This is a genomic window from uncultured Imperialibacter sp., assembly GCF_963974565.1.
Taxonomy (GTDB): domain Bacteria; phylum Bacteroidota; class Bacteroidia; order Cytophagales; family Cyclobacteriaceae; genus Imperialibacter; species Imperialibacter roseus.
On the sequence record NZ_CAXBCJ010000002.1, the window covers coordinates 280,889 to 300,600 of the forward strand.

A 19,712-nucleotide genomic window follows, 5' to 3' on the forward strand; every position below is an offset into this window, starting at 1 on the left:
TTGGAAGTAAGTTCGATGCAAGCTTAGGCTGAAATAAATTATCATTGTTTTAAAACATTTAAAGAGCAAAATTTAGACAAACGATAACACCCATGATCAATTCCCCCTTACTCAAAGCCAACCCATCGCTGTATTCTTTCCTACCCATGTTTTACATGGTGTGGGCGGATGACGTGCTTACGCCAAGTGAGATAAAAAATATCCAAAGTTTGATCAACAAGCAGTCGTGGCTGAAAAACGAGGAAAGGGAATTGCTGCTGTCTTACCTGAACCCAGCGAAGCCGCCGTCTCCCAACGAGATAAAAAGCTGGCTCACAGAAATAAAACGTATCTCTCAGGAGCTGTCACCCGAAATGAAAACAAGCCTGGTTGACATTGGCAACAAGCTTGCAGAGCTTAATAGTATCGGCAGAGATGAAGTAGCCTTTCAGAATGCTCAGCAGCCACTGCGGGATATTGAAGATGCCTTGGGCATTATTAGCAGGGAGTCGGCATTCCATCTGGCGTCCAACGACAGGGCTGCTACCGAAGCGGAAACACTCGCATCTCAAAAAACATTTTCCGTTGATAAACTCAGGGCAATTTTGGATGGTGATCAAGCTGCCCTCATTGCTAAAGTAAAGACACTCCTATCCGACCCCGAGTTCAAATATCTGGACACCGGAGACCTTACCGAATACCGTGAAAAAGTACTCCATTGGTGCAAAATCCTTGCATCGCAAGGCTATGGCAACCGTGCTTACCCTAAAGAGTTTGGTGGCACTGATGACATGGAAGGCTATTTCACCATCATGGAGACTCTTAGCTACCACGACCTGAGCATGGTCATTAAGTTTGGGGTACAGTTTGGGCTTTTCGGTATGAGTATCTACTTCTTGGGCACCCAAAAACACCATAAAAAATACCTGGCTGATGCGGGTACGCTCAATCTCCCGGGCTGTTTTGCAATGACAGAAACAGGCCATGGTTCAAATGTAAAGGGTATTGAAACCACTGCCACCTATGATCACAAGTCGGGCAAAATCACCATTCACACACCCAACCCCAAAGCCCAGAAGGAGTACATTGGCAACGCAGCGCTGCATGGCCAAATGGCCACGGTATTCGCCAAGCTGATCATTGACGGAACCGACTACGGGGTTAGTGCCTTCGTTGTCCCCTTAAGAGACAAAAAAAGCAATATGCATACGGGCGTGACCATTAAGGACTGCGGCAGAAAGATGGGCTTGAACGGCGTCGACAACGGGGTGATACGTTTCGACAATGTGGTGATTCCAAAGGAAAGCATGCTGGATCGCTTTGCCAGCATCGATGAAAATGGGCAGTTCGCCAGCCCAATCAGCAGCGACAATCGCAGGTTTTTCACCATGCTTGGCACTCTTGTGGGCGGCAGAATAGGCATTCCCCGGTCTGGACTAAGTGCCACCAAATCTGGGCTTACCATAGCAATAAGGTATGCCGACGGCAGAAAGCAATTCGGGCCGGAAGGTGGTAGTGAGGTGCCTATTCTCAATTATCGCACCCATCAGCGCCGCCTTATGCCGCTGCTTTCCAACGCATATGCTTTGCATTTCGCCTTGCAATATCTTACTCAACGGTTCCTTAAAAGAACCGAAGAAGATATGCAGGAAATCGAAGCCCTGGCAGCCGGACTAAAGTCGTGGGCGACATGGAACGCAACCGCCAGCTTGCAGGAGTGCAGAGAAGCGCTTGGTGGCAAAGGCTATTTAGCTGAAAACCGCATCGCTGCTTTGAAAAATGACACAGAGATTTATACCACTTTCGAGGGCGATAATACCGTGCTGATGCAGCTGGTTGCCAAAAGCAGGCTGTCTGAGTTCAGGCAGGAGTTTGGCCACATGAACCTGTTCGGCATGCTGAACTACGTGACCGACCAGGCCAAGGTGAGCATCCAGGAAATGAACCCCATCACCATCAGAAATACTGATAAAGAGCACTTGCTGGATTTTGAGTTTCACCTGGCTGCATTCAGGTACCGGGAAAAAAGCATTCTGGCCTCTTCCGCCAAGCGGTTGAAGCACTACATCGACCAGGGAATGGACTCTTTCGACGCTTTCAATCAATGTCAGTATCACCTCGTCATGGTAGGTCATGCATACATTGAAAGGATTATTCTGGAACAGTTTCAGGAGAAAATTAGCGAAGTGACCGATGAGGGCAGCAAGCACATTCTCACCAAGCTTTGTCAGCTATTTGCCTTGTCTCAAATAGAGAAGAACAAAGGCTGGTACCTGGAGGCTGACTACATGGCCGGTGCCAAAACCAAGGCCATTCGCCAGCTGGTCAACACACTTTGTTTGGAGGTTCGGCAAAACGCTGTGGCGTTAACTGACGCTTTTGGAATCCCTGACACTTTGCTAGCAGCACCTATTGCTGTAAGAAACAGCTAAACTCAGCTTGTAAGAGATTGCCAGATAATGTCATGCACCGATGTTGCTGGCACTGGCGAATCACTTACTTTCTCATCAGTTATAAGCACTGGGTGGTATTTGCTATCTACCAGAGGGCTTCCATGTGAGCCTTTTATCAAATTGGCATCCAATGGGATCACGTCCATCACATAGCGGAAGCCAAGCTTCTTGCGAAGTAGTTTATATCCGGCCCTGAGCTTCGAACTCATAAACATCTCCACAGGATCGTAGCCAGGTTTCTTATGGATGTCTACAGCCCTGGCGTAGTCAGGTGCTTTGACATCGTCGAGCCAAAAATAGTAGGTGAACCAACTATGCTCGTCGGCTATGAGCACGAGGTCACCAGATCTTTCGTGGTTAATATGATGTTTCTTTTGCTGGGCTCTGTCCAACACCAACCTCACTCCCTGAGTAGCTTCGGCCAGCCGTTTTACCTCTTCCATTACCGATGGATCGTTGACATAAACGTGTGCAACTTGATGGTCGGCTACGGCAAATGCTTTCGAGGCACCAGCATCCAGTAACTCCAGCCCCCTTTCCTCCCGGATACTAAGAAGCCCCTTTTTGCGCAGCAGTCTGTTAAAGTGAACAGGCCTACTCACCGGGCTTATGCCGTATTCCGACAACAAGATAATATTAGCCTTCTTTTTTGTGTAGTAATCCACCAGCCCTTTTACCACCTGGTCAATTTCGGTGAGCTCCTTTCCTACCAACTCGAAGTCGGGACCGAATTTTTGTAAGCAGTAGTCGAGATGAGGCAAATAGATGAGTGTCAGCGTGGGGTCATATCGGCGATCGGTGAAAACGGAGGCATCGGCTATCCATTGGGTGGATTTGATGTTAGCACCAGGCCCCCAAAACTGAAACAAGGGAAATTGACCCAACTCCTTCTGCAACTCATCCCTAAGACCGGCCGGCTGCGTATAGCAATCAGGCATTTTTCTCCCATCGGCCAGGTATTGTGGCCTGGGTGTTGCAGAAAAATCAGCCGAGGAGTACATATTGTACCACCAGAACATTTTGGAGCAGGTAAACAAAGGGTCAACTTTCTTCGCCTTCTCCCATATTTTCTCTCCTGCTACCAGTTTATTGGATTGCTTCCAAAACTTTATTTCTGAATCCTGATTGTCGTACCAACCATTGCCGACGATGCCAGTTTCAGTGGGCCATTTGCCAGTAACATAAGTCGACTGAACTGAAGTGGTAACCGCAGGCAGCATCGGCACAATGGACTGCACCTGCCTTCCCTTTATATAGTCTTGAAGAAATGGTGTATGCTCTCCTATCAGATGGGCCGATAGTCCTACGACATCAATAACGACGGTTTTTTTCATTTGCTGCTTGATGGAACTAGCCATTGAGCTGATTAATCACCCATTTCATTTCCCTTACTATGGATTCATCTATTGGTAATTTCAGCCCATCTGGCAACACTTCCCAGGTGTAGGTTTCAATTTCAAGGTGATAGGTGAATGGCTTCGTCTTTTGTAGGTCAAGCACCTTCACAATGTCTTCTTGCGTCGATTTCAATACGCCGTAGTCTTCCACAAATAATGGCACATGAAAATGAGAACGCCATTCTTTTATGTCCTGATTGTCGGCGTCGGCAAGAGCTTCCGGTAAATCAGGATAGCGTTTAAAACCATCGCTTTGGGTGCGGGCAACTACTTGATGGAGATAGGTCGATTCGTTGAAGCCTTTGAAGGCAGCAATCACTGGGTTCCTCGACTCTCCTGATGCCATCGGGGCTTTTAACGCAGCACTGATCTGAATTTTACCTGTTTTAATACCTAAAGCGCTTAACTTGTTGACCACTTCCTGGTGATTTTCATAACCCACCGCAAAGTGACACACGTCATAGCAAAGCTGCACATGACGCTTGATAGTTGCCTCTGCCTCTGCTACAGATAGATCAAATTCCTTTTGCAACTCAGCTACCCCCAACGGAAGCAAGTATTTTTTGTACCAATCAATGAACTCTGGCCCGGATTCCAAAAGACCATCTGGCTCGGGTTCAATATCCAGGTGAAGTAGCTGCCCCGTGGTGTCATGTAGCCGTTTGAGGTGCTTGGCTACCTCAATCATTTTCATTGTGGCAACTTCAAAAACGTTGTGGAGTTCTTCAGGCTTGTGCCAATAACGATAAGTCAAAGGTGAGGTGGAGATTCCGCCTTCCATGCCTGCAGGCAGCAGCCGAGAAAGTATATCGAACAGGCGGGTGGTGTAATTCACCCTGTCGTTTGTAGTCCAGTCGGGGGCATGAACCTGCTCTTTCACACGAGTGTTGTGAAAGCCGCCGTAGGGAAACCCATTCATGGTGAAGACATAACAGTTAGAAGTGGACAACCAGTCTTTAAATTCAACCAAAGCGCCCTCTTTAGCAAGGTCTATCGATGCCTCATTAGATAAGCGCAGCCCTATCCCAAAAGGCTGGTCTGGGCTGCATTTCACTTTCACCGAAGGAATGAACTTCCTGAGTGCAGCGAAATGATCTGCCCAGCTTTCGCCGGCGTGTATATTGGAGCAGTAGGTTAAATAGCCAAAATCTGTTTTCATAGTCAGAGCCTGATGGTTTGTTCGTGAGCGTACCTTTCCAGCCACTCACTGGACTCACGAATAAGTTTCTCATTCATTTCATGCACTTCTTCCCCTGTCCCAATAGCTATCAATAGCATAATGGTAAGTTTACCCCCCAGGTGCTCCCGGAACTCGCTAAGCCCATCAAGTAGTGGACTATTGCCCTCTTCAAACTTCAGCAATGGATGTTGCAGAGGAAAGCCAAGGTTTTGAAGCACCACAAGAATTCTCCTGGCATCGTCCTCCGATAGTCGCTTGGTAAGCATTGAGTAGACTGTGTCGAGGGCGATACCAATCGCCACAGCCTCACCATGCCTGATGGAAAAGTCGGCCAGCGCTTCCAGTTTGTGTGCACTCCAGTGGCCAAAGTCGAGCGGCCTGGAAGAACCCGTCTCAAAAGGATCCTTGCCTGCAATATGGTCAAGGTGGAGTGCAGCACACCGTTTCACCAAATATTTCATGGCCCCCATATCACGGGCTGCCAGCATGGTGGCGTTGTGCTCAATCCAGTCAAAGAAGGAAGCATCCTTGATCAGCGCCACCTTTACGGCTTCAGACATCCCCGACCGCCAGTCGAGGTCAGATAAAGTAGTCAGAAAATGATAGTCGTTGAATACTGCAACAGGCGGAGCAAATGTGCCGAGGAAATTCTTTTTCCGATAGAAATTGACGCCATTTTTCACACCCACCCCAGAATCGTTTTGAGAAAGGACAGTCGTTGGAATGCGAATATGACGAACGCCTCTGTGTGAAATAGCGGCTGCATAACCCACCATATCGAGAACAGCACCGCCGCCAATAGCCACCAGATAAGAATGACGGTCTATGCCGTGAGCGTTCACCGCATCAATAACCTGATACAGGAGGCTTTCATCGTTTTTAGCTTCTTCACCACCCGGCACGACTAGTGTCTCAAGAATGAGGTGGATATTATCGACAGTCTCAAAATAGTCTTGAATACCTTGCTTTAGACCGGGATGCGCTTCGTCCACTCCCTGATCCAAAACAAACAGTACCTTCTGGATGGTACCTTCTTCCATTCTTTCTTTCAGAAAACTTGAAAGTGTATCGTTCGACCTATCGAAAAGGTTTGTGGTGAAATACACTTTGTAGTCAAACTTCACACTGAAGGACTGTTGTAAAAACTCCATAACTATGCTAATTGCCTGACGTCAGGCTGAAAATTTAAAACAAACAAATTCACGTTACAGCAAAGGCTTTCGCCAGCAATAACGACAAGGGCAACAAAAGTACAATACCCAGGGCAAAATACGTAACGCCAAAAGCTGATGCCCACGCAGCATTCATCAATATCAACGCAATGACTCCAGCTTTCACTGCCTTTCCTATATTTTTCCCAATAGGATCGGCTATCGCTTTGAATAACGGCAAAGCAATCATTCCACCAAATGCGAGAACAAAGGGCAATGTGAGATAAAACGTATTGTTTTCTATAGAGAACCATAAAACAGCGCTAATTACCACAGCGTAAAGCACCAGCGCATTGTACAGGGTCAATTTGCTTCCTCCATGCACTTCGCCCCGGCTGACCATGGTAATAGCGGCGATGTAAATCACTGGCACAATACCGAGCCACCAATACGTATCCAGCACACCGGGAACGATGCTTATACCAAGCGTCAGGTTCAACCCCCTACAGAGTCCCATGTTGATTGGCCCAAAAATGAGCTGATGCTTGCCCCACTTGTCGTAGACAACCGAGGAGAAGGCAATAGCCGCAGCAATCACTCCAGACGGCATCCAATTCACTTTGCCAGCGGCTAAAATACCGATACCCAAAAGCACCATCCCAAGCATTGCTGCCATAAACCTGGAAACCACACCACTGGGAATTGGCCGTTCTGGCCGCTCCACGGCGTCAAGTTCGGCATCAAACACGTCGTTGAACACAACGCCGCCACCATATAAGCCCATGGTGGCCAGGCTCAGCCAAATAATGGGCGTTGCACCGTAGGTGAAGCCAGCCAGGTAGCCCGAAATAGCCACACCAGCCAAAATGTCGGCTACCGCAGTGACAATATTGGCCGGCCTGGTAAGGCGCAGAAGTCCGATAATTTGCTTCAAATTATTTAATGATCAGGGAGTTCTTGTCCATACGTGGCTGCTGGCCGCCACGCAAAACCGTATTACCTTCGAATTTTTGGCTTTGGTCGATGTCTTTCACTGAGGCAAAGTCAGCCTCGTCGATTTGCCCACTCTGGCCAAACGCCGTGATGGCATTTTGGTAGGTAACCAAACGAATAACTTCATCGCTGATACCATGCTGTTTCATCAAAGCAGCTGTTTTTGGCACTGCCAACGGATCACTGATGCCCCAGTCGGCAGCGGAGTTGATCATTATTCTGTCGGGGCCGTACTGTTTCACCACTTCGACCATCCGCTCGTTACCCATTTTGGTGAACGGATAAATGGTGAAAGCTGCCCAAAAGCCACGATCCAATACTTCGTTTACCGTCTCTTCATTGTTGTGGTCAACAATCACCATCTTGGGGTCAAGGCCTTGCTCCAGGGCGATGTCCATACTGCGTTGGGTGCCTCGTTTTTTGTCCCGGTGAGGTGTATGAATTTGCACAGGCAGCCCTGCTTCTTTAGCCAGGTCAAGCTGTGCCCGATAGTATTTCTCTTCTGCCGGTGTCTGGTCGTCGAAACCTATTTCACCGACACCCACTACGCCTTCTTTGTAAATAAACAGTGGCAGGATTTCCATCACCTGCTCAGCCAAAGCCTCATTGTTGGCTTCCCGGCTGTTCAGCCCTATCGTGCAGTAGTGCTTGATGCCAAACTGCGAAGACCTGAACCGCTCCCACCCGATCAGGCTGGCATAGTAGTCACGGAAGGTGGCAATGCCCGTTCTGGGTTGCCCGAGCCAGAAGGCAGGCTCAATGAGGGCCACCACACCGGCGTCCGCCATGGCCTGGTAGTCGTCCGTCGTGCGGGATGTCATGTGCACATGTGGGTCGAAAAACTGCATGCCCTTTACACTATCGAGATAAACAGGGTTGGCGTCCCTTTTTTGTAAATCCGCCTCAGTAAAATTATCACTACAACACATAATCGTTCTGTTTTTATTCTGAGCTAAACCAGCTCTGTTTTCTTTGCTATACTTTCCCAGGAAATGTCACCCGATTTAACCAACGCATTCAGCTGCTTGTTCCTATCCAGGAGTTCAGCGGCAGCAGGAAATTGGCTCACACTACAGGCAAGAGCCGCAGCTTCTCTTTCGGTGCTATCGACAGACAGCACCAGGCGCTCCATGTCTCCAATTGTTTTTTCATTGATAAAAGGCCCGACACATCTCCACAACATAGGAGGTACAATCCTGTGTGCCGCCCATCTTTCATGCGCAAAATCGGAGAGCGTGTTGGCCAGCTCCAAATTTGCCCTGTCGTCTAACCCAATAATCAAATGCAACGGTTTTTCTGTAAATATTGCCTTCAGCACCAGTTGATTCCAGGCAGCTTCATCGAGTTGCTCAGAGGGGTATGGGTTATTACACATAATTGCCTCCAGCACATCACCGATATTGCTTCGTATCCCTTCGGCACACTGGGCTTTCCACGCTTCGGGGTAAGCTACTACAGGCAGCGCAGAATACAACGCCACCAGCTCATTCATTTCCGCCGCCAGAAACAAGTTTTGAATCCTGACTGTGTAATTGGTCTTGCTTGAAGCCGGCACCTGAATCAGTACCCACACCCGACACAAGCGGTCAATTGACCAATTGGTTATTTGAAAACCAGGTCTGATTTGTTGGATGTTAGTCACAGCACCTTCGCTAAGGCTCAAATGATTCTTGCCAATCTTTCTGGGAATAGCAGCGAAAGCCACATTTAATGCTGATCCGGTTTCAGAAGAAGAGATATCAGCCGCTTTTTCTTGAAGCCATCGCCAGGCATCGTCAGACACGGAGGACTCGATAATGGCTGACAAAGCGGCACTAAGCACCCTGGCATCGTATGAAAACATCTAAAATAGGGTTTGTTTAATTAAAATCGCTATAACCGACAAATATCAAAGGTTTTGACAAGTATAAAAATACCGTCCGACACATTGCGTGACATTACTCACATCACAACATATTTTTCGCTGCCCATTGTTCTGCTGTAATAAAAAAGTTTGATCAAATTGTGGACACAAAACATCCAACTCAAAATGATGAACTTGATGAAAACCATTCTATGCGCTTTCACTTTGCTTGCCCTCGTTCATTTATCCTGTGCACAGAAGGCTGACTCGATAATAAAAGAGATACCTGCGCCGAAATCATTTATCACACAACACCAGGGCACCTTCAATGGAAAGGCCCTGCGGTACAAAGCCGTCGGGAAGGAAACACACCTGAAAAATGATCAAAACGAAGCTATCGGAGCGCTGTGGGCGGTCTCCTATTTGCAGGAAGGAGTCACTGACTATAGCAAGCGGCCCGTCACTTTCATTTTCAACGGTGGCCCCGGCTCAGCTTCCGTTTGGCTACACATGGGCTTTCTGGGGCCTCGAATTGTAAAAATCGCCAGCAATGCAGATACCGACGACGGCGGTGCTCCCTACCCTATTGTCAACAATCAACAATGCCTGCTCGACGTTACGGACCTGGTTTTTGTAGACCCCATAGGCACGGGATTCAGCGTTCCTGTTGGCAAAGGAACGGGCAAAGATTTCTGGGGCCTAAACGAAGACGCCAACTCGGTTGCGCAATTTATCAGACTTTGGATTACCGAAAACAAACGGTGGAACTCCCCCAAATACATGTTTGGCGAAAGCTTTGGAACAACACGGGCAGCTGCGGTGACCAATGCGCTGGAAGGAAGTGGACAAAGTGTATCAATGAACGGCCTTGTCCTGATTTCTCAGGCAGTCGACTATCAGGGCTCTACATCTATTCACGACAACATAATTTCCTACCTTACCTACCTGCCAAGTATGGCTGCCACTGCGTGGTACCACAAGAAAGCCGGACAAGGCAAAACTTTGGAGGCTTTTGTGCAGGAGTGTCGGGTATTCACGACGGATGAATATGCGCCGGCATTGCTCAAAGGGAGCATGCTTACTGCAGATGCACAAAATCAAATCGCTGAAAAACTTTCCTATTTTACCGGGCTATCAAAAGACTACGTCTTAAAATCAGACCTGCGAGTACTTGTTCCACGGTTCCAGAAAAAACTGATGGAGCAGGAAGGACTCGCCATCGGCAGACTCGACGGAAGGTTCAAAGGCGATGAGGCAGACGACGTGGCGGAATCTCCAACGCTAGGCGATGCTTCCGACTACCAAATGGATGCAGCTTATACGGCAGCGCTCAATCACTATTTTGCCTCAGAGCTAAATATTGAAATGGACAGGCCCTATGTCACCTCCAGCGAAGAAGTTGGAGCTAACTGGCGCTGGAGAGATGCGCCGGAAGGTGAATACTGGGAACCGATTTATGTGAATCTAGCCAGAAAGCTTGCTGAGAGCATGCGACGTAACAAGGATCTTAAGGTATTGGTGGCTTGCGGCTATTATGATCTGATCACACCCTTTTTTGATGCAGAATACACCTTTGCACGCAATGGAATTCCTAAAGAGATGGTTCAGTTGACCTACTACGAAGGCGGCCACATGATGTACAACCACCAGCCTGATTTTGATTTGTTAGTGAAAGACATCAGAGTATTTATGCAAAAATAGCAAAACAAGCTGCCCTATTTTGTCATTCGGATAGTAAATGCACGTTCAAAGCAGCTGGGCCTGGTTTTATTTAAAATATTATATTTAATATTCGTTTAATGCAACTTATAGCTTTTGCGATCGTTAATTCTATAGTTGTACCAATAAATTTCAACATGAGAAAACTAGCATTTCTATTATCATTTTCAATTCTTTTTGTGTCATGTAACAAAGATGAAGAAGTAGACCCGGGTACTGCTCCGGCAATGCCTCCCAGTACGAGCATGGCTCCCAATTTTGATGATTTTAGTGGCAGTGAGGGCGATGGAGGTGGAAGGCAAATGGTTGTCAGGAATTGGGTATATGCTGCTACAAGTGTTGGAGTGTATTCTGGCATCCTTTCCGGAGCGCTGGTTGTTCCTGTTACTGCGTTTAAACTAGCGGTGAATCAAGAGGCTACATTTGATACAGGAACTAAATTATGGGTTTGGACTTATGATATATCTGTTCCTAACAGTGGCTCTTACTCAGTAAAACTTACTGCTGACGTGGATGGCAGTGATGTTACCTGGACAGGCTATATTTCGAAAGCAGGTGGTTTTACCGACTTCGTCTGGTTTACGGGGGAGTCCAATTTCATGGCCAATGCCGGCACCTGGACACTCTATGAAGGGCCTGACAAGCCAAATCCATGGCTGTCATCTGAGTGGTCCAAATCGGAAGTTGACGGAGTTGCAGACGTGACCTTCACAGTTGAAAAGCCGGGCGACAGTTTCGGAAGTTCGATTAGCTATATGGTTGATGCCGGCGCCGAACTGAACAGAAACGTCACCATCATTGACACCAATACCGAAAATTCAATAGAGGTGCTCTGGAGCGCCGAGAACAGCAATGGGAAAATCAAAAGTCAGGTCTTTTTTGAGGATAACTTGTACCACTGCTGGGATATAACATTGAACGACGTAGCCTGCGAGTAAATCCTAACAGGCAGCGATACCAGGGCCTTTGATTCCTTTGAATCAAAGGCCTTACTTTTTGCTGCGGGAGTAACTTATGTCACTCATCTCTACTTTCGGCTAACTTACCTTTGCAGAAAAAAAGAAGATATGAAGCTATTCTCCGTAAAAACCATCCTGCTACTCTGCCTCACTCTGGGTCTGGCTCCCTTCTTCCCTGAGCCGCACATTTGGGGTAAAATCAAGTGGATTGCAGGTGGCGCTGTCGGCATGCAGCCTATGGACTGGTTCGATACAATTTTTCACGGATTCCCCTGGCTATTGCTGATCGGCTTTGGCATTGGTACCCTCATCAAAAAAAGGCAAGGGCACCTCAATAAATAATTTTACTGGTATCAGCCTCAATCAGCGGCATTTCGTAGCCACCAAGGTCTATCGAAGCATTTTCAAACATTTCCCGTAAAGCTGCAGTATCTGTCGGCTGCACCTCTGTTTGAAAGAGGAACAATTGCTGAAGACCGGCGCTACCTTGTAAAGTCTTGATGCCGTCTGCTGTCACTGGATTATTAACAAGGTTCACGTATTCCAATCTCGACAAAGGCTGCAATTTTGACATAAGGCTATCGTTCAATCCACAGTCTCTGAGACTCAGCTTCGTCAAGTTTTGCATCTTCCCAAGGTATTCAAGGTGTTCTGGCTGAAGAGCTTTTCCTGTCAAGTCCAGCCACACACACTGTTTATTCATGGACGTAAGCAACTGAAAAGCCTCGGTCATGTACTGCTGCGGTACATGTAAGAAGTTCACATTCAAATAGTTACTACCATCGCTCACAGGCACAATACTCACGCCCAGCGTGTCGAGTCTCGTCACCAAAGCTGCATCTACAGGCTGAACCTTGTCCTGTGGAATATAGGTGTAACTAGCTGGTTTGTTGGACGTAGCTACATTGTACGCCAGAATCAGGCTATCGCTCCACGCCAGTTCATCGACGGTTTTGTCAAAATAAGCACCTGTGGCCACCCACTCCACCAATATAGCCATCTCGGCCTTACTCAACTGGCTCTTCTCTTTAGGTGGCATATGGTCATCATTATCAATCGGTAAGAGGATGTTTTCTATCAGGTGACTTTCGTCTGGTGAAGAAGCCACTATCACTTCTCCGTGCTTCCCTCCTTTCAGTATTTCTTCAGGTGAATCGAGCCTCAACTTTCCCTTCTGGGCACCGGGGCCGTGACAACTCTTGCATTTTCTGTCCACAATATTGGCAATGGCCTCGTAGCCCAGCATCTCTTTTGTCAGAACAATAGGGGGAACAGCTGCTCCCTCTTTTGCAAACCACTCCGAGAGCGGTGGCGGCGTCAGAAAGCCGTCTCCATGCGTAATGCTGCCTCCCAAGTGCCCGGTAATAACCAAAAGCATTCCTGAAACAACCAGCGCCATTTTAAAAGCTTTCTCATTTCTCGAGTGTACGAAAAATGCCACCCAGCTAATAACAACAAGGCCTATGCCCATCCACTGATGCCAGGCGATCAGTTCGTTTGCGTAACCACCCGATTGTGAAAGTATCCAGCCTGTGAAAGCTGACAGCGTGGCTGAAACCGCCGCAAGAAAAAGCACAATGTGGTTAGCTCCCTTGAGGTAACTGTAGTTTTCCTTTAAGCTCATGAAGCCAAAAAGGATGGCAATCATCAGCATACCAATAGGCAGGTGCACCAGCAGCGGGTGGAATTTTCCAATAAACGAAACAATACCGTAGTCCATAGAAGCCGAGCAGCTGGGTTATGAAGTGTATCGGTTTCTGATCAACTCTAGCATATAGCGATTGATGTCCCACTGGTTGGCAACGGGTTGTCTGGTGTAGGGAATGGTAGGCATATAGTCAGCCGGGCCAAATTCAGTCAGGAAGGTCATCGTGTCGGCACCGGCCTTTTTCCGAAGCTCGATCACCTTGTCCCACCACGCCAGGTGCTGTTCAAGGGCCTCTTTCCATTCGGGCGCCCTTGGGTCGTTCACCTGAGGACTTTCCGGATGCCCGACACGAAGGTGAATGTGCCTGGTGCATTGCAAAGCCATGTCTACCGTTTCCTTTTGATCTTGCAGCAAAGTCTCATGTACATTACACCAATGTGAAATGTCCAGCGTCAATGTCAGATCCGGGTTTTTCTCGATGAAGTTTCTGGTAACCGGAGCCGAGTACATGATGCGGGAGCGGTGCGTTTCGTGGTGAATGCCTACGCCCGACTCCTTGCTGACCTTATTGGTCAAGTCAAGGAATTGTTTGTTTTGCTCGTAGGAAAAGAAGTCTTTGCCGGAGTGACAGTTGATGTACAAAGGCTTCATCTTTGCAGCGGCCCGAAGATTCGTTTCGAAGAGTTCAAAATGAGGCTGAAAGTCAGGCTGGTATGCACCCACAAGAATGCCGTACGCTAATCCATTGGCTTTGGTCGCATTCACCAATCTTTCTCTATCTCCGGCATCGGTTGGATACCATACCTCCAGCCCGTCATAGCCATAGCTTTTGATTTTTTTGCAAAAGTCCTCTATGGTATCTCCATCTCCCCAGTTGGTAGCCAGTATTTTAATCTTCATATCAGGTGTGTTGGTTTGTTTTCGGTTGGAGGCCAGTAGTGGTGAGGCCGCCAGCCCCACTCCTATGCCTGCCCCTAATGTGGTTCCAATAAAATCTCTTCTTTTCATCTAAATTGATCAACTCAAAATCTCCGTCAGCACCCTTCCATGCACATCAGTCAGCCTGAACGGGCGTCCCTGGAATTGGTAGGTGAGCTTCTCATGGTCAAAGCCCAACTGGTGAAGAATGGTAGCCTGAATATCGTATGTAAGCGCTTTGTCTTTCACGGCTGCATAGCCTATCTCATCGGTTTCCCCAAAGCTGAAGCCTTTCTTGATGCCACCTCCGGCCATCCAGATGGTGAATGCTTCCACATGGTGGTCACGGCCCAGGTAAGGATTAGCCTTGCCCTCCCTGTTTTCCAGCATCGGCGTTCGGCCAAACTCTCCCCCCCACACCACCAGTGTTTCATCCAGCAGACCCCGTTGTTTCAAATCAAGGATCAGTGCTGTTGTGGCTCTGTCCACCTGCCTGCATTTGCCCTGCAGGCCAGCCCCAACAGATGCGTCCGGGCCTGTGCCATGAGTGTCCCAGCCCCAGTCGTAGAGCTGCACAAAACGCACCCCATTTTCCACCAGCTTGCGAGCCAGCAGCACATTGTTGGCAAAGCTGGCCTTGCCAGGAGTCACTCCGTACATGTCTTTGATATACTGGGGCTCTGAATCGATATTCATCACTTCCGGCGCCGACATTTGCATGCGGAAAGCCAGCTCATACTGAGAAATGCGAGTCAACGTTTCCGGATCGTTGAACTCCTCATGTGTTTCCTGATTCACTTTATTGATGGCATCAATTGATGCTTTGCGCAAATCACGGGTTACATTGTCCGGATTATTGATGAACAATACCGGGTCGCCGACTGAGCGGCACTGAATCCCCTGATAAACGCTTGGCAAAAAGCCACTTCCCCACACGCTTTTCCCTGCATCGGGTGTGCTGCCACCGGAGGTGAGCACCACAAAGCCAGGCAGGTTCTGGTTCTCCGTTCCCAGGCCATAAGTCACCCAGGAGCCCATGCTTGGTCGTCCAAGCCTGGCTCCGCCTGTGTGCATCAGCAGCTGAGCCGGAGCATGATTGAACTGGTCCGTTTCCAGGGCCTTCACAAAAGTGATATCGTCGGCAATGCTGTGCAGGTGTGGCAGAAAATCAGAAATCCAGGCGCCACTTTGGCCTCGTTGCTTGAAATTGGCCTGAGGCCCCAGCATTTTGGGCACCCCCCGAATAAAGGCAAAACGTTTCCCATCGAGGAATGACGCAGGGCAGTCTTGACCATTGAGCTTTTGTAGCTCGGGTTTGTAATCAAAAAGCTCCAGTTGTGACGGAGCGCCAGCCATGTGCAAATAAATCACTGACTTGACCCGTCCGGGAAAGTGAGGCGCTTTTGGCGCCATCGGGTTGCCTGAAGCAAATGAGTTCAAATTGGAACCTGTGTCGCAGCCCCACAAAACAGACGATAAAGCCATGGCTCCCATGCCCATCCCGCAGTCTTTGAGGAAGTGCCGCCTGGTTTTGAGCCTGGCCTGCTCTATGTTCGCTTCATGAATCAGTTTCTCGTAGTTGGTCATGGCTAATTCCTCGTTACAAATTCATCCAAATTTAGAATGGCTGCGGCCACCAATTGCATCGCCTGGGTTTCAGCATCTTCCTCCCCTTCATAGCTTCTGAGTGCTTGGTTGTACAGGTTTTCTAATGTCTGCCGCTTACCTGGCGTGATAGGCTTTTTCATCGCCGCCCGGTATCCATAGTCGATATGATCCTCCGGCGACTCTCCCGATTGCTTCATCTTGAGCGCTAAGTGATGGGCAGCTTCCACATACACAGAGTCGTTGAGCAGCACCAGGGCTTGAAGTGGTGTATTAGTCCGTATCCTGCGGGCCACACACACTTCTCTGGCAGTGGCGTCAAAAGTGAGCATGGCCGGGTAAGCACTGGTGCGCTTCCAGTAAGTATACACACCACGCCGGTATTGGTCCTCTCCTTCGCTCTGCTTCCAGTCGGCGTTGGAGTAGGCAGAATTCCAAATTCCCTTAGGTTGATAAGGCATCACACTCGGGCCATACATTTTACTACTCAACAGGCCGCTAACTGCCAATGCCTGGTCACGCAGCTGTTCTGCCGAGAGCCTGGTACGTGGTGCCCTTGCGTAGTATTGGTTGAATTGGTCTTTTTCAAGCACGTCGTCGGTTGCCACTGAACTTTGCCTGTAGGTGGCCGACATCACCATGGTCTTCAGTATTTGCTTCAGGCTCCAGTCATGCTCATTCACCAGCTGCCACGACAGGTAATCCAGCAGCTCCGGATGTGTTGGCTCTATCCCCTGGCTGCCGAGATCCTCCAGCGTTTCCGCCAATCCCTGACCGTATAGTTGCTCCCAAAGTCGGTTAATGATCGTTCTTGCTGTGAGTGGGTTGGCAGGATCCGTCAGCCACATGGCCATGCCTAGTCTGTTTGCCGGTGCTCCGTCGGGCAAATCCGGGAAGACTTCAGGAACGCCGGGCTCCACCTTCTCCCCTTTTACCAGCCAGTTGCCTCTTTCGAACACATGGCTTTCTCTTGTCATCCCCGGAGGATTTTCCACCATAATGGGCGTTGTCTCTACTTTGGCGTTCACCAGCTCCCAATAAGTACTTTGGGCATCATCGGCCGCTTCACCCCCAGGAAACTGGCTGGAGAAATGAAACCAGTCAAAGAAAATACCGTTGGCCGCCGGGTTAGTAAGGCTGGGGCTTTCGTAGGAAAGATAAACATGGTGGCGTCCTTCTACACCGGCAAAAGAAAGTGTGTCGATTACCCATTTACCACCCGTATCTCTCATTTTCAGCTCTTTGAGCACACTACCGCTTTTTCGGTCGTCCAGTCTGATCGTCCAGGTGCCGTCCTTTATATTGGTTCGGTAGCGGTAAGTGAGTAAATTCCTGGCCGTCAGCTCCACGCTGGGCAGCCGTGCCACTCCATGATTTCGGAACACCAGCCACTTAGTATCGGCAAGCTCTGCATCGACGAATTCGTCGGCCGTGATAGAATTGATGGCGGGCTGCCAGGTTTTCACAAACTGGACAACTTCCTTCGTTTTGGATGGCGTCGCATTTTCTTCAAGCCAGTTCTTCAGAGAGGCTAGTTTGGTGCTGTCTTCTTCTTCAAAATGCCTCAGTAAAGGATATTCGTCATAAGTGTCTTCGTCCCTCGTATTATTGAAAAATGCGGCAAATCTATAATAGTCCTCGTGCCTGATTGGGTCATAAGGGTGACTGTGGCACTGCACACAGGCGAAAGTAGTGCCCATCAGCACCTCCCAGGTAGTATTGACACGGTCAAGCACGGCAGCTACTCTGAACTCTTCATTATCCGTGCCGCCTTCATCGTTGGTCATGGTATTTCGGTGGAAGGCTGTGGCAATGAGCTGGTCATCGGTGGGATCGGGTAAAAGGTCTCCTGCCAGCTGCTCAGTAAGAAAGTCGTCGTAAGGCTTGTCCTCATTGAACGCCTTGATCAGCCAGTCACGGTAATGCCAGATTTCCCGACCAGGATCACGCTCGTAGCCCTTAGTGTCGGCATAGCGTGCCAGGTCAAGCCACATAGCTGTCCATCTTTCTCCGTAAGCCGGATCGGCCAGTAATGCGTCCACCACCTCTTCATAGGTTATTGGGTTCTCTTCAGTCAGAAAAGCTTCTACCAACTCATCAGACGGTGGCAGGCCGGTCAAATCCAGGCTTACTCTTCGCAGCAAAATGTCTTTCGGTGCCTCCGGTGAAGGCTGCAGACCCACCTCGGAAAGCTTTTTTCTTATGAACAGGTCTATAGGTTGTTCCGAAGCGGCCACTTCACTTTCCTTCAAAGACGCAAAAGACTTGGGGGTCGGCAGTTCTGGCTTCTCTACCGGCTGATAGGCCCAATGCTCTCCCCATTCTGCTCCCTCGTCAATCCACCTTCTTAAAATGTCAATTTCTTCGTCAGAAAGCGGCTTCTTCTTGTAAGGCATTTTCACCTCAGGGTCATTGGCCAGGAGCCTTCTCATTAGCTCGCTTTCGCCGGCATGACCCGGGATAATAGCCGGCTTACCTGACTTGGTATCACCCAGGGCCTCTTCTCTGAACAGCACACTAAAGCCACCGTTCTTTTTCACACCACCATGGCAGGTAATACAATGCTGGTTAAGAATGGGCTTGACTTCCGTGCTGAAGTCGACTTTTTTGCGGGGGTACATTTGCCAGACGGCTAGTCCTATTGCAAGGGCCAGGACAGGCAAAATAAGGAACCGGTAGTTAAGCAGGTGTTTCATAAAATACGACACCCTAATTACAAAAAATTCGGAGGAAAAGCGACAGAGGATTGGATTAAAGAGGTTACTCTGTGCGGAGGCGCATAGAGTAACCTCTTTAATTTAACTCACGTCAAAAGCCGACACATAAACCGGTCCCTTCATCGTAGCCAGGTCTACCCCATTCGATTTTACGACTACATCCACCCGTTTCGGCTTGCGAAGCTTGCTCACCAACCCAAGTCCCAATGATTGCATCACAGGATAAAGCCTGGAAGTCGGGTCGATACAAATGACAGCCGAGTAGACTCCATTTGCTGCAAGCGCATGTGTCAGTAGTGTAGCCAGTTTCTTTTCGTGGCCCGGCCTATAGTACACCCCTTCGATAGTGACAAAACGATAGTTGGGGTGAAAGATCTTGCTCAGCAGTCGCACTTTTGGAAAAACATTTATCATCACTTTACCAGCCTTTCCCGGCATGTCATGCACCCGCCAATTCTCCGGATTTGCCTGAATGCCTGCCACTATTTCTCCCTGCTCTCTGACCACAAAGTAGTTCTCTTTGTAGAAAAGGTTCTCGTCCGTTACAAGCACATGGTCACTGTAAAACCTCAGCAGCATGGGCTTAAAGTCGCCCCATTCATCCGGCGACAGCTTTTTAATGTTTTTACTCAACCGTGGATTGAACCGGCTAAAGACCAGCGACACAAAGGAACCGACCTTTTCAAAACCGAAGCTCTTCACAAATGCCTCTGATCTAACATTTCCGCCATCGATGTACGCATAAAAAAAATGGGGAGCCTTTGCCTCAAAATCCGCACCGCTAAGCAACGAGCGAATCTCCCGACGCAACACCCCGTCTTCCTGTGGTCGTTCTATGTACTTGTCGCCCAGTTTTCTCAACGAAGGGTGAAAGGTAAAGTACCTCACATAATACGATTCGCCCACCACGCCTCTGTTGCTTGCTTCCCGTTTACAAAAGCAACAGGTGGCTATCACTTTGCTTCTGCGCACCAGGCTGACAAAAAATGGCTGAGTAATGATCGTATACTTCTCTGCAGCCTGCAAGTGCTGATACATCATGCTCTTTCCCGGCGTGCCAATGACATTATTATCCAGCAGCTCTTTCACCCCCTGAGCAGGCACCCTGTCAATGTTCAACAACTTCAAGTCTGGCATAAGCTGCCAAAAT

General features: G+C 48.7%; 15 protein-coding genes. 4 read left to right on the forward strand and 11 right to left on the reverse strand.

The features are described from left to right. The first annotated feature begins 92 nt into the window (after window positions 1-92). Window positions 93-2,411: an acyl-CoA dehydrogenase gene (locus tag AAC052_RS03940; protein WP_339811108.1), complete on the forward strand. Its 2,319-nt coding sequence runs from the start codon at window positions 93-95 to the stop codon at window positions 2,409-2,411. A gap of 2 nt (window positions 2,412-2,413) precedes the next feature. Here the strand turns inward: AAC052_RS03940 and AAC052_RS03945 are convergent, their stop codons facing one another. The 6 genes from AAC052_RS03945 to AAC052_RS03970 form a co-directional block, all read right to left on the reverse strand. After that, window positions 2,414-3,766, reverse strand: a complete 1,353-nt coding sequence (locus AAC052_RS03945; protein WP_339811110.1) for a nucleotide pyrophosphatase/phosphodiesterase family protein — start codon at window positions 3,764-3,766, stop codon at window positions 2,414-2,416. 16 nt (window positions 3,767-3,782) lie between these two features. After that, the gene (gene eboE, locus AAC052_RS03950; RefSeq protein WP_339811112.1) at window positions 3,783-4,988 is read right to left on the reverse strand and encodes a metabolite traffic protein EboE; all 1,206 of its coding nucleotides are present in this window, start codon (window positions 4,986-4,988) and stop codon (window positions 3,783-3,785) included. Window positions 4,989-4,990: 2 nt separating this feature from the next. Continuing rightward, window positions 4,991-6,160, reverse strand: coding sequence for a 3-dehydroquinate synthase (locus AAC052_RS03955; protein ID WP_339811115.1), 1,170 nt, complete (start codon window positions 6,158-6,160; stop codon window positions 4,991-4,993). 49 nt (window positions 6,161-6,209) lie between these two features. Continuing rightward, entirely contained in the window at window positions 6,210-7,094 is an 885-nt protein-coding gene (gene eboC / locus AAC052_RS03960; RefSeq protein WP_317491568.1) for a UbiA-like protein EboC, read from the reverse strand. Between the two features lies 1 nt (window position 7,095). Continuing rightward, the gene (locus tag AAC052_RS03965) at window positions 7,096-8,001 is read right to left on the reverse strand and encodes a TatD family hydrolase (protein ID WP_317492355.1); all 906 of its coding nucleotides are present in this window, start codon (window positions 7,999-8,001) and stop codon (window positions 7,096-7,098) included. Between the two features lie 104 nt (window positions 8,002-8,105). Beyond that, window positions 8,106-8,996, reverse strand: coding sequence for an EboA domain-containing protein (locus AAC052_RS03970; protein ID WP_317491567.1), 891 nt, complete (start codon window positions 8,994-8,996; stop codon window positions 8,106-8,108). 198 nt (window positions 8,997-9,194) lie between these two features. Here AAC052_RS03970 and AAC052_RS03975 point away from each other — a divergent pair, with 198 nt between their 5' ends. From AAC052_RS03975 to AAC052_RS03985, 3 genes are all read left to right on the forward strand, one after another. Beyond that, a complete protein-coding gene (locus tag AAC052_RS03975; protein WP_339811119.1) occupies window positions 9,195-10,697 on the forward strand; it encodes a peptidase S10 in 1,503 nt (500 codons plus the stop codon). A gap of 155 nt (window positions 10,698-10,852) precedes the next feature. Next, window positions 10,853-11,653 carry a hypothetical protein gene (locus AAC052_RS03980; protein ID WP_339811121.1) on the forward strand — a complete coding sequence of 267 codons (801 nt, stop codon included), beginning with the start codon at window positions 10,853-10,855 and terminating at the stop codon, window positions 11,651-11,653. A 129-nt stretch (window positions 11,654-11,782) separates the two neighbouring features. Further along, window positions 11,783-12,016, forward strand: a complete 234-nt coding sequence (locus AAC052_RS03985; RefSeq protein WP_339811124.1) for a hypothetical protein — start codon at window positions 11,783-11,785, stop codon at window positions 12,014-12,016. Here AAC052_RS03985 and AAC052_RS03990 read toward each other — a convergent pair. From AAC052_RS03990 to AAC052_RS04010, 5 genes are all read right to left on the reverse strand, one after another. After that, complete coding sequence (locus AAC052_RS03990; RefSeq protein WP_339811127.1) at window positions 12,006-13,394, reverse strand: c-type cytochrome domain-containing protein; 1,389 nt, start codon at window positions 13,392-13,394, stop codon at window positions 12,006-12,008. The genes AAC052_RS03985 and AAC052_RS03990 overlap by 11 nt on opposite strands. Window positions 13,395-13,412: 18 nt before the next feature. Then, a complete protein-coding gene (locus AAC052_RS03995; protein WP_339811131.1) occupies window positions 13,413-14,330 on the reverse strand; it encodes a TIM barrel protein in 918 nt (305 codons plus the stop codon). Window positions 14,331-14,339: 9 nt separating this feature from the next. Next, window positions 14,340-15,827 carry a DUF1501 domain-containing protein gene (locus AAC052_RS04000; protein ID WP_339811134.1) on the reverse strand — a complete coding sequence of 496 codons (1,488 nt, stop codon included), beginning with the start codon at window positions 15,825-15,827 and terminating at the stop codon, window positions 14,340-14,342. 2 nt (window positions 15,828-15,829) lie between these two features. Further along, complete coding sequence (locus tag AAC052_RS04005; protein ID WP_339811137.1) at window positions 15,830-18,541, reverse strand: DUF1553 domain-containing protein; 2,712 nt, start codon at window positions 18,539-18,541, stop codon at window positions 15,830-15,832. A gap of 102 nt (window positions 18,542-18,643) precedes the next feature. Further along, window positions 18,644-19,699, reverse strand: a complete 1,056-nt coding sequence (locus tag AAC052_RS04010) for a hypothetical protein (protein WP_339811140.1) — start codon at window positions 19,697-19,699, stop codon at window positions 18,644-18,646. Window positions 19,700-19,712 lie beyond the last annotated feature (13 nt).